The sequence below is a fragment of the Maridesulfovibrio sp. genome, assembly GCF_965230075.1.
Lineage (GTDB): Bacteria > Desulfobacterota > Desulfovibrionia > Desulfovibrionales > Desulfovibrionaceae > Maridesulfovibrio.
Genome location: NZ_OZ245945.1, coordinates 1,560,886 through 1,575,045, shown reverse-complemented (window position 1 = coordinate 1,575,045; position 14,160 = coordinate 1,560,886). Strand labels below are relative to the sequence as shown.

Genomic DNA, 14,160 nt, shown 5'->3' with positions numbered 1-14,160 from the left:
ATCGTAAAAATAGAGGGCGACTAACAATATCCCATGAACACTGCAAAATAAATTAAGCATGGGTTTCGCCAAGGTCAATGTAAAGGAATAAAAAGAAGCCAAAAACCATCGCCAGCACCACACAATTACGAAAAACGTAAACCAATCCTCCATCCCCATAATTCCAAGTGCTTACCTGCAACAAACAATGTTTATGTTGATTGACAAAACAACATCTGGAGGACATTATCTCCGGCGCGGAAAATACCAGTTGCGAGGTATTTTATTTCAATTATTATACGGAGGTGCTGATGTCTTTCAATGCTACTGTCGCTCCTGTCAAGCGGGGCAAGAGTGACGCGATTCTGGACTGGCTCCAGATGTTTTCAGGGGTGGCTCTTATCATTTTTGTATTTATGCATATGAGCCTTGTTTCAAGTGTGATTTTCAGTCCGTCCATCATGGACACTATTGCCCACACTTACGAGGAAAACTATATGGCCCAGATCGGCGGCCCTATCCTTTTTCTCCTTTTCCTCTTTCATTTCTACCTTGCTGCACGCAAAATCCCCTTCAGACTTGAAGGCCAGAAAACAATCTGGAAACACGCCAAGATGCTCAAACACCGTGACACATGGCTTTGGGTTGTACAGGTCGTTTCTGCCATGCTTATTCTGGTTATGGGTGCCATCCACATGTGGGCAGTACTCAGCGACCTGCCTATCACAGCGGCCCGATCAGCAGAACGCATCCAATCCGGACCTTGGATTTTCTTCTATCTTGTGCTGGCTCCGTTAGTTGTCATGCACGTTGTGGCAGGCCTCTACAGAATTGCGGTCAAATGGGGCTTCATCAAAGATTACCAGCGTGGCAGACTGAACAAGTTCGCCACCGGGCTGGCTGTATTTTTCATCTGCATTGGTCTGGCCACTTTGGCCCGCTTCATGACCTTAAGTACTTAAAATTTAGCTGCAACCCTACGCAGAACAGCCGTCTACCAATAGTAGACGGCTTTTTTTTGATCTTGATTATATTGCTTGATTTCTAAATCAATGATATTGGTCAGACCAATTGTTCAAAATCATAAATTGGTAGGACCCATTATGGATTCAAAAAATCCAGCCAAAACAGTGCACCAATCGGTGGCACGGCAAATTGCCGAGCTGATTGAATCGGGCAATCTGAAAAAAGGCGACAAACTGCCTGCGGAAAGGACGTTAGCGGAAAGGTTCAAAGTTTCAAGAAGCTCAATCCGGGAAGCAATCAAATCACTGGCCCAGAAAAATCTGGTTGAAAGTCGCCGCGGGGATGGCACATATATCCTTGCCGACATGGACGCAGATATCTTCGATGCCTTCACCACAGCTTTCAGCGACCAGAAAAAAAGAATCAGTGACATTTTCCAGTTCAGAAGAGTCATTGAACCGGAAATCGCCGCACTGGCAGCTGCTTCAATGGACGAGGAAACGCTCAACCGCTTAAAGGTCATAGTCTGTGATCAACAGATGAAAGCCCAGAGCGGCAAGAACACCAGCAATCTTGACGCCCAATTGCATCTTGAAATTGCCAAAGCTACCGGAAACTCCATTTTTCCGGAAATGATGCAGGCATTAGATCGCATCATGGAAGAAAGCCGCAGTGAAATCCTGCAACCGCCTAAACGCCAGCAGGCCTCCATCACTGCGCATTTCAAAATTCTTGAAGCGTTTGAGAATCGTGATCCAGCTCAGGCCCGTGAAACCATGCGCAAGCATATTGCTGAAGTCGAAGAAGCGGCAACAGGCCGTAGTTCATCAGAATAACCTGTAGCAAAAGTAGAGGAGGAACGGATGTTCTCTACCTTACTGATTTTCATTGTACTTGGTATTTTCGCCGGAATTCTGGCCGGATTGCTCGGCATCGGCGGGGGGCTGGTCATTGTACCCATCCTCGTCTTCACTTTGCCCCCGCTGGGCATCCCTGAAGTACACCTGATGCACATTGCACTGGGAACCTCCCTCGCAAGTATCATCTTCACTTCCATATCCAGCATGCGCTCGCACAATAAACGCGGGGCTGTGCGCTGGGATATTTTCAAGACCATCACTCCGGGAATTATCCTCGGAACATTTCTCGGTTCTCTGTCCACCTCGTTCATGAATACAAATTTCCTGAAAGGCATATTTGTAGTCTTCCTGTACTACGTTGCCTCACAGATGCTTTTCGGGCTCAAACCCAAAGCTTCGCGGCAGGTTCCCGGCTCCAAGGGAATGTTCGTGGCTGGTAACGTGATCGGTATATTTTCCAGCCTGGTCGGTATCGGCGGCGGAACCCTTTCCGTACCTTTCCTGACCATGTGCAACATCGTCATCCATACCGCCATCGGCACTGCTGCTGCAATCGGCTTACCCATCGCCATTGCCGGGACTGCCGGATACGTATGGACTGGAATCGGCGTGGAAGGACTACCCTCCTACTGCATCGGCTATGTTTACCTGCCCGCCTTGATCGGGATCGTTTCAGCTAGTATGCTTACCGCGCCCATCGGTGTCCGGCTGGCACACAGCCTGCCTGTAGATAAGCTCAAGAAAATTTTCGCAGTGCTGCTCATAATCGTAGCAACCAGAATGCTGATTACTATTTTTTAATATATTTAAGGAGAATCCACATGAAAGAAGTACGAGATAATGCTCGTGAATTAATGAAAGGTTATTGCAAAGTCTGCCCTGTCTGTAACGGTAAAGCCTGTGTCGGCGAAGTACCTGGCATGGGCGGACTCGGCACTGCTTCCAGCTTCAAAAATAATGTAAAAGCCCTTGAAGACCTCAAGTTAAACATGCGCACCATCCATGAATTCAGCGAACCGGACACCTCGGTAAATGTCATGGGTATCGACCTTGATATTCCGGTCATTGCCGCACCCATCGGCGGAGTTGAATTCAACATGGGGGGCAAGGTCAGCGAGCTTGATTACATCACCAACAAGCTTAAAGGCTGCAAAGAAAAAGGCATCATCGGCTGCACCGGAGACGGAGTACCGCCCTTTATCCATGAAAGCGGCTTTGCAGCGATCAAGGATGTTGATGGACACGGCATTCCCTTTATTAAACCGTGGGAAGACAAAGAACTGAATGAAAAGCTCCAGAAAGCCGAAGAAACCGGATGTAAAATCATCGGTATGGACATCGATGCTGCCGGACTGATCACCCTCAAGAAAATGGGACGCCCGGTTACTCCGAAATGTATGCGCAAACTGCGTGAGATCATTGAGTCCGTAAACGCTGACTTCATCCTTAAGGGCATCATGACCCCGGACGAAGCACGCATGGCCATAGATGCAGGCGCAAAGGGTATCGTAGTTTCCAACCACGGCGGGCGTGTACTCGACTCCTGTCCCGGCACAGCAGAAGTGCTATTTGAGATCTCCCGTGCAGTTGCAGGCCAGTGCTCCGTAATGGTCGATGGCGGCGTGCGCACCGGCATCGACGTTCTTAAGATGTTGGCCCTTGGTGCAGATGCAGTCATGATCGGTCGCCCCTTCTCTATCGCCACCGTGGGCGGCTTGCAGGAAGGCGTGGAAAAATACATCGACCAGCTTAAAGCAGAACTCACCTCAGCCATGGTTCTCACCGGAACTGAAAAAGCAAGTTTTGTGGATATCAGGGTTTTATATCGTTAACCTATCCGAAACTCAACGAGGTAAAGATTCCAAGGAATCTTTACCTCGCTTTTTTATTTGCCCATCGATCCGAATTTATTTGCCTTCTGCTGAGTAACGATAAAAATATATTTTAGGTATTGACGCGTGGCTTAAGCGGAGTTATCTTTAAGTCAAAGGCAGAGGTAGTTGTACCAAGGCAACTCGTTACCAACCCTCAGACGGGAGTGAAATCAATTTGATTGCACTTTCTAAAAACGAGTCTCAAGTCGAGGCTCAATTCGAGGGGAGCCTACCGCGAGAGTTCTTTTAAGACCTCCAACGGGCCCACGGAGAGATTGGAAATAGCCGGTTATCCCGGCAAGTGCGAAAATGGACCCCCTCTTCTACGGCAAAACGGAATTATTGAAACTTTGTAACAAACCACTAAATCGGTTTAGACGCGTTGAGAACAATTTCATAACAACCGCTAATCTTGGTTGATACGCGTAATTTAGGTAATACTAAAAGCAAACCGTTAACATTTGGTTAGGACACGTTACTCAGTAATCTGTGCAACATGTATTTAAAGCCCCCGGACGGAACTTCGGTTCTGTCCGGGGTTTTCTTTTGTCCTATTTCTGACTGTCCAATAGACAGGCACAGCTATACGTGTTATCACTACACCCATCTTAAATATATTAATCTGGTAACTTACGGCAAATTAACAGCAACAAAAGAGATGAATAACTGAAAGAGATATGACAAAGAACCTTTATCTCATACTCACACATCTTACTGTAATATTTTCAGTTATATTTTTAATTCACGATACAGCCTATGCAGAACAACTAAAAATTGGCTATATAGAACTTCCACCCTATTACTATACAAACACCGCCCAAAAACCAGAGGGATTTTTACTGCATCTTACTCAAAGAATCATGAACAAAGCAGGATGTAAATGCAGTTATATCAGCATGCCTTCCAAACGCATATTGCACACCATCAAAAAAGGAGGCCCTTTTGCCTCCATAGGTTGGTTCAAAACAGCACAACGCGAGAAATACGCTAAATTTTCCCTGCCTATTTACGAAAACAAACCCATTGTCGTGCTCGTAAAAAAAGAAAACCGTGAACTATTCGCAAAGTACAACAAGCTTGAAGAAATTCTGGCGCAAAAAAAATTCAAAACAGGATATATCGCAGGACATTCCATGGGAGGATATATTGACTATTTACTGGAAAAATATCCCGAATCCTTTCATGCCCTATCCGGGACAACTCAGCAGCTGGTAAAAATGCTGCATGACGGACGCATTGACTTCTGTCTTCTAGCACCGGTTGAAATTGTTAGAATAGTTAAACAATCAGACTACAAAGAAAACGATTTCTACTTCATGTCCATGGAAGATATAATAAAAGGCAACACACGCCATCTAATCTTTTCCAGAGATGTTTCAGATGAAACAATTATAAAAATCAATGCCGCCATACTTGAGATTAAGTACGAGACCGAGCTTAGCCGGTATGCTGAGCATTAATAAATGCTCGCTTTATCCGCCCACGCTACGATAAAACACCTTCTTAGCATACTCTGCTCCAGCCACGTAAAGACCTACAATCACCCACATTGCGATCAAAAATCTTAGTGACAACGGCTTAAATCCAAGAATTCCAGCCAAAGGACTGAATGGAATCAGATGTACCAGCCCGATTACACCCAAAGTAGCCCAGACAAGATGCTTACCCGGCTTACTCTTGTAAAAAGGCAAACGGGTACGAATCACCAACACGATCAGCGTTGCTGAAACAATGGATTCCAGAAACCATCCAGTACGGAATTCTTCAGGGGAAGCATTCAAAAGAAAAAGCAAAACACCGAAAGTCATGTAATCAAAAACTGAACTTACTATACCGAAAACAATCATGAATTTCTTGATAAAGGAAATGTTCCAACGTTTAGGCTGATCAATATAGGAACGGTCCACATTGTCAGTGGCAATGGTCATTTCCGGAAGATCGGTGAACAAGTTGGTCAAAAGGACCTGCTTGGGAAGCAGTGGCAGGAAAGGCAGGAATAAACTTGCTCCGGCCATGGAAAACATGTTCCCGAAATTGGCACTGGTGGCCATAAATACGTATTTAAGGGTATTGGCAAAGGTCTTGCGACCTTCGACAACTCCGTGCTCCAGTACACCAAGATCTTTTTCCAGCAAAACAATATCAGCTGTTTCCTTGGCAACATCAACCGCGCTGTCCACAGAAATGCCCACGTCAGCCGCACGCAGGGCCGAAGCATCGTTGATACCGTCGCCCATGTAACCAACAACATCCCCGGCATGCTTCAAGGCCAGCACGATATCTTCCTTCTGGTTAGGTTCTATTTCCGCAAATACATCCACACTTCGGACTCTCTGCACAAGTGCGTCATCGTGCATGCGGTTTATATCTGTTCCGGTAAGGATAACAGGATCTTTCAAGCCGATTTCATGCCCCACCTTAGCGGCAATATGGCGGTTATCCCCGGTTATAACCTTGAGGGCTACACCCATATCCTTAAGTTTTGCAACAGTCTCAATGATTCCGGCTTTCGGTGGGTCCCAAAACGCGAGGAAGCCACGGAAAACCATGCCCGACTCATCTCCCTTCCCCACCTGTGCGTCAGCAGGCAAATCGCGTGTAGCCACTCCAAGAATACGAAATCCCTGTGCACTGAACGCCTCAAACTTACACTGCACGTTATCAGCTACTTTATTGATCTCAACCACACTGCCGTCAGGAGCAACAGCAGAAGTACAGCAATCCAGTATATTACTCAGCGCACCTTTAGTTACCAGCCGAGAATGATCATCGCTATCTTTCCTGACCAGCACGGACAACCTTTTGCGAATAAAATCGTACGGTATTTCATCAGTCTTGGTGTAATTGGAAATATCAAACTTACCGGCATTACGGATGGCTTCATCTATAGGACTCAAGAAGCCTGTTTCAAGGCTTGCATTAAGATAAGCCAACTGCAGAATATCTGCACTATCATCGCCATGAATATCAAATGCGCCCTTAAGTCTTACTGTACCGTCAGTAAGTGTCCCGGTCTTATCCGAGCAGAGAACATTCATGCTCCCAAAATTTTCAATGGATGATAGACGGCGCACGATAACTTTGTGCTGGGCCATCTGTTTGGCGCCATTGGCTAAATTTACACTGATAATTGCAGGCAGGAGTTGGGGAGTAAGCCCCACAGCCAAAGCAAGGGAAAACAATAATGAGTCGAGGATCGGTTTATGAAAAATTACATTACAGCCGAAAATGAGCACTACCAAGACAAGGGTAACTTCCATGAGCAAATAACCGAATTTACGGATACCGCGCTCAAATTCAGTTTCAGCAGGGCGAAGACGCAAACGCCTCGAAATCTTGCCGAACTCGGTATCCAGAGCAGTTGAAACAACCACCGCTTTCCCTTTGCCGCTCACAACATGTGTGCCCATAAACAAGGTATTGGTCCTCCCGGAAAGAGGGGTATCATACTCACAATCTTTAGCATCCTTTTCCACCGGGAAAGTTTCACCGGTAAGGGCAGCTTCATTGACAAACAGGTCACGGGATTCAAGGATACGACAATCACCGGGAATCCCCTTCCCGGCATGGAGTTTGATAATATCTCCCGGAACAATCTCATCCACGGGAACCTGAAGGTGTTGACCTCCGCGCAGCACATCGGCCTTGGTTTCCACGGTTTCCAGTAATGATTCAACGGCACCTGCTGCTCCTTTTTCCTGCCAGAAGCCGAGCAACCCGCTGGCAAAAATGATTACCATGATGATTATAGCATCGGTGCTGTCACCAAGAGCGACGGAAAGCAAAGCTGCGGCAATCAGAATAATGACAATAGGACTTTTAAACTGGGCGAGAAACAGAGAAAGAGAGGAATGAGAAGCCTGTTCCTTTAAACTGTTGGGACCAAACCGATCAAGCCTCTGAGCAGCCTCCCCTTCAATTAAGCCGTCAACACAAGTACTTAACTCGCGTAGGACAGTATCAGAATTCTTGCTCCAGAAATTTTTGCTGCCTATATCCATAACCATCTCCACTCGTTGACAATCAGAACGGAAAAACTCCACCGATCCCATATTATAGAATGAAAAAGGCTTAATAAGTCAACTTCGAGAAAGTTAATTTATGGAAACGGGAATCGAAATAGCACTTCATCGTTGATATTTGCCATCCTCTCGATCTTTATATTTAATGGTAATACAGGATGCGGAAGCGGATACAGCTACAGCCACCATCCATTTATTAAGCCTGAAAAAGAAGACTTTAGTGCCCTAAGCTGGACTCAAGCGTACGATTCACTTCATGAATTACTGCAACAACAATATGCGTTTGGGGAGTGGAAAAACATTGACTGGGTATCTTTGAACAACACTATACGCCCTAAAATTGTTCTCGCTGAGGCAGGAGGTAATGCAGATGATTATATCACTGCACTCCTTGAATATACAAGGTCCACACCAGACGGACATGTTACTTGGGAGCCAGATGAAATAGATCTCATCATGAAAAACACAAACGGGACGTACGGACTTGGTATTATTGGATTAGATGATGGCAAAGTTATCGCTAACGTCCTTACAACAGGTGGCCCTGCTGATATTGCAGGAATAGATTTAGGTGCTGAAATTACCCAATGGGATGGAGTTCCCATCTCAACAGCTGTGACACAAACATCCACCCTATGGCGTCCTGAACCTGCTTCTATAGCGACCAATGAACACACAACCCTTGAGCAATATCGAGCACTGGCACTTGATCCTGTCGGTGCTGTCAGCAATGTAACATACATGAAATCAGACGGCACAGGAGCATTCGTAGCCGCATTAACTGCCACCTATGACAATGGGACGATCCTCAGAAAAACAGCGCCTTGGAATAAAATAAATCCTTTTGAGCCCATCAAGTATGAAGTCCTATCCAGCGGATATGGCTATATACAACTTGGCACGCTGGAAAGCCCGATAATCTCAACGGATCAGCTTTACAATAAATTTAAAGAAGCAATGGAGTTTCTGACTGAAAAAAATGTTCCGGGATTAATAATCGATCTTCGGGGCAATGGTGGAGGTTCTGATGAATTAGCAGCCAGAATTTCAGTTTTTTTTTACAAAGACATTTTTTTTATGAATACCAGAACATTTACAATGCCTACACTGGTCAACGCGAGATCCTGCTCCCAAGCGCTGATGACTCTTACATAATCGGTTGGGATATATCCCTGAATATTGCGCCCCAAACACCCTATTTCGGAGGACCGATTGTCGCCCTAGTGAATCCAGAAAGCATCAGTTCTGCTGAAGGGGTTGCTATGACCATACAAAACCTCGACAACGGATACATAGTCGGCTTTTACGGAACGAACGGATCATTTGGATTGACAGGGGGAAAAGCGAAAATGCCGGGAGATTTCGAAATACATTTCCCAAACGGACAATCACTCAATGAGTACAGAGAAGTACAATTGGATAGCCGAAATGGGATTGGCGGAATTTCTCCTGATGTCCGCATTCCCAAAACTTCCGCTAGAATGATCAGCTATGCCATGGAAACGGATGTTGAGCTAAGTTATGCCGAAAGCTTTCTGCAATCGCTGTAAACAAGTTTACATTCCCGATTTAAGCACATACTTCATCGGCACAAATCGAATGCCGTTCTTAAGCTGCTCTTCATTTTGTGCAGTAAAGCCACAATTTTCATAGAAGGTCCGGGAATTGGGCGATGAATTGACGGTAATTTCACTGGTTCCAGCATTCCGGCAGTGATCAACTACCATCTGAACCAAAACCTTGCCGATGCCTCTACCCTGCTCTGCAGAATCAACAAAAAGCAAACACAGATGTTCAAAAGAGCGGATTTCAGCGAGCCCTACAAGGTTAGTATCATCCCGCGCAGCAAGAATAAACGCCCCTTCTCCAACTCGTTCACGTAAGGCTTCGGGTGTGGCAAAAGACTTAAACTCTACACACCCTTCCTCCGTAAAACACGGAGCAACCTTTTCATCGAAAACTTTGAAAATCAGTTGCGAAGCACGGTCTTCTTCACCCGGTTGTAATTGATCATAATGGATTGAAGAGTCCATATTCATCTCCTCCCAACTACCAGCTTGATTAACCGTACTTACCAGAGGTGAATAAACTAGAAAACTTCTAAATGACAGAAAAAAACAGCCCCATCCTACCGTCGCTTTTTAGGCATTGCAGCAGTGCAGACCCAGTCAAGAACCAGAGGCGGGTTTACGTTGTAATTGAGGGACTCCTGCGCCTTTCCAAGCACAAGGTCAAGCCTGCGCAAACCTTTGGGATCGAACAAACCGTAGAGCGCATTAGCTGCGGAAGTAGCTTGAGGATTCACGAGCGCGTTTTTAAGTTCACGCTGACAGCCCATGACTACCTGCAAACCCATTTCTTTATCCAAGGCTCCCTTGGCGGAAGTACGGGCAAACCAGCCCTGACCTGATCTCCAAAATTTAAGCATGGCATTGACCCAATCAGCCACTTCAGGGGAATTCTGCTGATCTGTAGGCCAGGCAAGGGTGACAACCCAACTGCGGGACACAAGGGTTTCAAGCAACCGTTCTCGCTGTGGTGCAGTAAGAACAAAAACATTGCCCGGACGAGGTTCCTCAAGGGTCTTTAAAAGCGCGTTGGCAGAATTGCCGTTAAGGTGCTGCGCTTCGCGGACCACGGTGACACGAGTTCCACCGCCATGAGGAGGCTGTCCCCAGACAGGAAGTAATTCACGAATTGAATCTACAGAAATGTCCTGCTTCAATCCGGTGCCGCTGTCATTCTCTTCGCGGTCGATGAGCAGAAAGTCATTAAAGGCATTCTCTGCGATCTGCTGGCAGGATTGGCAAGAACCGCACGGGTCCTGACCATTCTCGCAGTTGAGCACGCAAGCCCAGTAGCGGGCCATGTCCATGCGCTCGTCAGCGCTGCCGCCCTCAATTAACAAGCATTGAGGAGGCTTGGCAGCCAATTTGGCAAACCTTGGCAGAACCAGACTCTGTCTGGAAGCAGTTTCTTGAATAGATGTGAACATGGTGTGCCGACAGCGAAGCCTGATAAAATATTCTGAAAAGATAGAGTCTGGTGGAAGTAGAGATTTGCAAAAATCTACTTCCACCAGACAAAAGTAACTAATATTATCTTACAATAGTCTGAGCGCGGTCGGGACCGACAGAGACTATGCCGACTTTTACGCCGGAGAGTTCTTCAATGCGTGCAATGTAGTTACGCGCGGCTTCGGGCAGTTCATCGTAAGAAGCAGCCTTGGTGATATCTTCATCCCAACCGGGCATGGATTCGTAAACGGGCTTGACGTGAGCCATGCCGTTCTGTTCCTGCGGGGGATAGTCGACTTTTTCACCGCGGTACTCATAAGCAACGCAGATTTCGATTTCTTTCAGACCGGAAAGGACGTCCAGCTTGGTCAGGGCGAACTCGGTGAGATCGCAGAGTCTTGCGGTTTCGCGCAGGACAACCATATCCAGCCAGCCGCAGCGGCGCTTACGTCCGGTGGTTGCACCGAATTCATGGCCGTTTTTCTGCAGGGTTTCGCCGGTTTCGTCGAACAATTCGGTGGGGAAAGGGCCGGCACCGACGCGGGTGGTGTATGCCTTACAGATACCGATGATACGTTCCAGCTGACGAGGACCGCATCCGGCACCGGCAGCAGCGTTACCGGAAACAACATTGGAAGAGGTAACGAACGGATAGGTTCCGTGGTCGATATCAAGGTGCACACCCTGTGCGCCCTCGAAAAGCACATCCTGACCTTCTTTGTTCACATCCTGAATAACGGATGATACATCAGCAAGGTAGGGTGCCACCCTTTCAGCGATGGGCAGTATTTCCTTATATACCTTTTCAGCGTCAAGAGCTTCAACATTGAAAAGTTTTTCGAAAAGAACGTTCTTTTCCTGAAGTCCGGCTACGATTTTTTCGCGCAGCAGTTCAGGATCAGCGAGATCGGCGGCACGAATACCGCAGCGGTTCATTTTATCTTCGTAGCAGGGGCCGATACCACGACCGGTTGTACCGATCTTGCTATCAGCGGATTTGAGAGATTCGCGGCAATTGTCCATCAGCTTGTGGTACGGCATGATGATCTGGGTTTTCTTACTGATCATCAAGCGCTCGGGAGAAACGTCCACGCCTTTTTCGGCAAGTCCGTCAATCTCCTTGAGAAAAACCTCGGGGTCGAGTACTACACCGTTACCGATGAGGCACTTTTTACCCTGATGGAGAACCCCGGACGGGATGAGATGCAGGATACACTGCTCTCCTTCCACAACAAGGGTGTGACCTGCGTTGTTTCCACCTTGGAAACGTACAATCGCACCTGCTTGTTCGGCGAGCATATCAACGATTTTGCCCTTGCCTTCGTCCCCCCACTGGGTTCCCACGATTACGGTATTAGCCATTACTAATGTGCTCCTTCTACAGTATTTCCGCATGCCTTTGACTTAAGGCATGGAATTCTTGCTGTAATTTGATTACTTGATAGCGGCACTGCGTCTGACGTATATTAACAGGAACGAACCAGTCGTTCACAAAAATAAATCCGTTAAGGCCGCTCAAGAAGATCCGCTTACCTGCTTTTGATACCCTCTTTAAAAAGGGTACGCCAGCACTAAGCACGGCAGACGGGTTTTAATGCGTAAAAAATCTTTCGGGGATATGTCAATACATCAAAGTAAATTAAATGACCCCAAAATGGGCATTTTGATACTTTTTTCACAACATATATTCAATATTGTTGTGTACTTGGCGCTATTCTCCCTTTTTTATTACATTTATTCAGTAAAATATGAGATCCCCCTGCCCGGCACTATCAGAGTCGCCGCAGTGGACATTGAGCGCGTTTTTCCCAAGCTTTCCCCATGGGGCTCCGGATTTGAACGTGAGCTAGTGGATGAATTCGTAGAATACGCGGGGACAGGTCTTGATATCAAAGCCTACCCCACCCACGACAAAGCCTTTGAAGCCCTGACCAAAGGTAAGGCCGACATTATGCTGGCAACCGGATATAATCCGGATTTAACCGCCACAACCACCCCTTTACTCAAAGGCCCGATATACGAAAAAAGCCCTGCAGCCATGTTGCACCATGTCCTCAGGTTTGAACTGCGTACCCCTTTTGAGCTCTGCGATCAGGAAGTATTTGTTCCCGCCCACTCAGGACTTATCGAGACATTCAACAACCTCAGCACACAGCTGGACTGTTCACCGACGATGCTCAGCGGAACCAACTCAACCCACCTTGGCCCGCTGCTCAAATTCAACGAGAACAAAAACGTCCGTTTCCATCTAGTGGAATACGGCGCCTTCAAACCTATCAGGCCATTTCTGCATAAACTGCGCATTACAGACTACTTCGGAGATGAGCAGGAATACAGATGGTATTTACGCAAGGACGTCCATGGCCTTGGGCAGACATCAGAAGACTACTGGCATCTGGTAACCACCAACGGAACCCTTGAAGACTTGCAAGAAAAATATTTCGGTTTCATCCCTGAAGAAACAGACTTTTATGACCTTTACTCATTACGCAAAGACATCAGGGAAAAACTGCCCCGTTACCACAAATACATTCTCAAGGCCGCTAAAAAATATGACATAGACCCGCTGCTGCTCACTGCGGTCATGTATCAGGAATCTCGTTTTGACCCCCTTGCACGCAGCAAGACCGGAGTTCGCGGGCTCATGCAACTGACCAATGACACCGCTCAACTTTTAGGACTGACAAGCAGGCTTGACCCGCAACAGGCCATTAACGGCGGCGCACGTTACTTAAGATTTATCTGGGATAAACTGGAAAGCCGTGATGTAGATGGTTGGGACCGCTGGCTGTTCACCCTTGCGGCTTATAATCAGGGATTAGGGCATGTTTACGATGCCATCGACATTGCCAAATATACGAGCAAGCATCCGGGCACATGGAGATCACTCAAACAGGTCTTCCCGTTGCTGACCCGACCGAAATATCATTCAAAAACAAAATACGGCTACACACGTGGGTATGAAGCCGTAGATTATGTCGATAGCATTCGCTACTACTATTATATTATGAACGGTTTAGCTATCCTTCCGGGGCTGGAGTCTGATTACCTTGCTCCCCTTGCCACTGCCAGCGGAACCGCTTCCGATTGATCCGCCGGAGCCCTTAGGCTTTGAGCCAAAGAGTTCATCCTCACCTTTGCCGGGAATAAAATCCGGACGCGGAGACATGGATTCCGGACCGGCTGTCTGAGCCCAATGATAATTAAAAAGCTGGTTTTTAAGCCGCACAGCCTGTATCATTCCGAACACTACCGCGGCTTCTTCCCACTTGCGGGTGGGCTCGAAATTGGCCACTTCAGCTTCATACTTATTCCATAATTCCGTAAGGGAAGCCTCATCGTAGGCGTTGAGCTGCTTTGCCAATTTCAACAGGGCCTTTTCCATATAACCTTCTGACATATATTCTCCCAGTATACTGCTGGCGACGGGACTCAGAAAAAT

Annotated in this window: 13 protein-coding genes; 8 read left to right on the top strand and 5 right to left on the bottom strand. The window is 47.0% G+C overall.

The window, feature by feature from the left end; all coding sequences use genetic code 11:
- Positions 1-290: 290 nt before the first annotated feature.
- The 5 genes from ACO05Z_RS07105 to ACO05Z_RS07085 all read left to right on the top strand — a co-directional run bounded on the left by ACO05Z_RS07105 (position 291) and on the right by ACO05Z_RS07085 (position 5,139).
- Positions 291-941: a succinate dehydrogenase/fumarate reductase cytochrome b subunit gene (locus ACO05Z_RS07105; protein WP_421901466.1), complete on the top strand. Its 651-nt coding sequence runs from the start codon at positions 291-293 to the stop codon at positions 939-941.
- A gap of 141 nt (positions 942-1,082) precedes the next feature.
- The gene (locus ACO05Z_RS07100; RefSeq protein ID WP_421901465.1) at positions 1,083-1,781 is read left to right on the top strand and encodes a FadR/GntR family transcriptional regulator; all 699 of its coding nucleotides are present in this window, start codon (positions 1,083-1,085) and stop codon (positions 1,779-1,781) included.
- A gap of 27 nt (positions 1,782-1,808) precedes the next feature.
- Positions 1,809-2,606 (top strand): sulfite exporter TauE/SafE family protein, encoded by a 798-nt coding sequence (locus ACO05Z_RS07095; protein ID WP_421901464.1) that lies wholly within the window; start codon positions 1,809-1,811, stop codon positions 2,604-2,606.
- Positions 2,607-2,626: 20 nt separating this feature from the next.
- Positions 2,627-3,637 (top strand): alpha-hydroxy-acid oxidizing protein, encoded by a 1,011-nt coding sequence (locus ACO05Z_RS07090; protein WP_421901463.1) that lies wholly within the window; start codon positions 2,627-2,629, stop codon positions 3,635-3,637.
- Between the two features lie 719 nt (positions 3,638-4,356).
- Positions 4,357-5,139 carry a substrate-binding periplasmic protein gene (locus tag ACO05Z_RS07085; RefSeq protein ID WP_421901462.1) on the top strand — a complete coding sequence of 261 codons (783 nt, stop codon included), beginning with the start codon at positions 4,357-4,359 and terminating at the stop codon, positions 5,137-5,139.
- A gap of 12 nt (positions 5,140-5,151) precedes the next feature.
- On the opposite strand, the gene mgtA is transcribed toward ACO05Z_RS07085, so the two are convergent.
- Positions 5,152-7,680: a magnesium-translocating P-type ATPase gene (gene mgtA / locus ACO05Z_RS07080; protein WP_421901461.1), complete on the bottom strand. Its 2,529-nt coding sequence runs from the start codon at positions 7,678-7,680 to the stop codon at positions 5,152-5,154.
- 132 nt (positions 7,681-7,812) lie between these two features.
- Here mgtA and ACO05Z_RS07075 point away from each other — a divergent pair, with 132 nt between their 5' ends.
- Both ACO05Z_RS07075 and ACO05Z_RS07070 read left to right on the top strand, forming a co-directional pair.
- A complete protein-coding gene (locus ACO05Z_RS07075; protein ID WP_421901460.1) occupies positions 7,813-8,856 on the top strand; it encodes a S41 family peptidase in 1,044 nt (347 codons plus the stop codon).
- A gap of 68 nt (positions 8,857-8,924) precedes the next feature.
- Positions 8,925-9,251, top strand: a complete 327-nt coding sequence (locus ACO05Z_RS07070; protein ID WP_421901459.1) for a hypothetical protein — start codon at positions 8,925-8,927, stop codon at positions 9,249-9,251.
- Positions 9,252-9,257: 6 nt separating this feature from the next.
- Here the strand turns inward: ACO05Z_RS07070 and ACO05Z_RS07065 are convergent, their stop codons facing one another.
- The 3 genes from ACO05Z_RS07065 to ACO05Z_RS07055 all read right to left on the bottom strand — a co-directional run bounded on the left by ACO05Z_RS07065 (position 9,258) and on the right by ACO05Z_RS07055 (position 12,080).
- Positions 9,258-9,734: a GNAT family N-acetyltransferase gene (locus tag ACO05Z_RS07065; protein WP_421901457.1), complete on the bottom strand. Its 477-nt coding sequence runs from the start codon at positions 9,732-9,734 to the stop codon at positions 9,258-9,260.
- Positions 9,735-9,829: 95 nt separating this feature from the next.
- The gene (locus ACO05Z_RS07060; protein ID WP_421901456.1) at positions 9,830-10,696 is read right to left on the bottom strand and encodes a DNA polymerase III subunit delta'; all 867 of its coding nucleotides are present in this window, start codon (positions 10,694-10,696) and stop codon (positions 9,830-9,832) included.
- A 103-nt stretch (positions 10,697-10,799) separates the two neighbouring features.
- Positions 10,800-12,080, bottom strand: coding sequence for an adenylosuccinate synthase (locus ACO05Z_RS07055; RefSeq protein ID WP_421901455.1), 1,281 nt, complete (start codon positions 12,078-12,080; stop codon positions 10,800-10,802).
- A 424-nt stretch (positions 12,081-12,504) separates the two neighbouring features.
- Between ACO05Z_RS07055 and ACO05Z_RS07050 the strand changes: the two genes are divergently transcribed.
- Positions 12,505-13,809 (top strand): transglycosylase SLT domain-containing protein, encoded by a 1,305-nt coding sequence (locus tag ACO05Z_RS07050; RefSeq protein WP_421901454.1) that lies wholly within the window; start codon positions 12,505-12,507, stop codon positions 13,807-13,809.
- Here the strand turns inward: ACO05Z_RS07050 and ACO05Z_RS07045 are convergent.
- Positions 13,735-14,118, bottom strand: coding sequence for a hypothetical protein (locus ACO05Z_RS07045; RefSeq protein WP_421901453.1), 384 nt, complete (start codon positions 14,116-14,118; stop codon positions 13,735-13,737). The genes ACO05Z_RS07050 and ACO05Z_RS07045 overlap by 75 nt on opposite strands.
- Between the last annotated feature and the right edge of the window lie 42 nt (positions 14,119-14,160).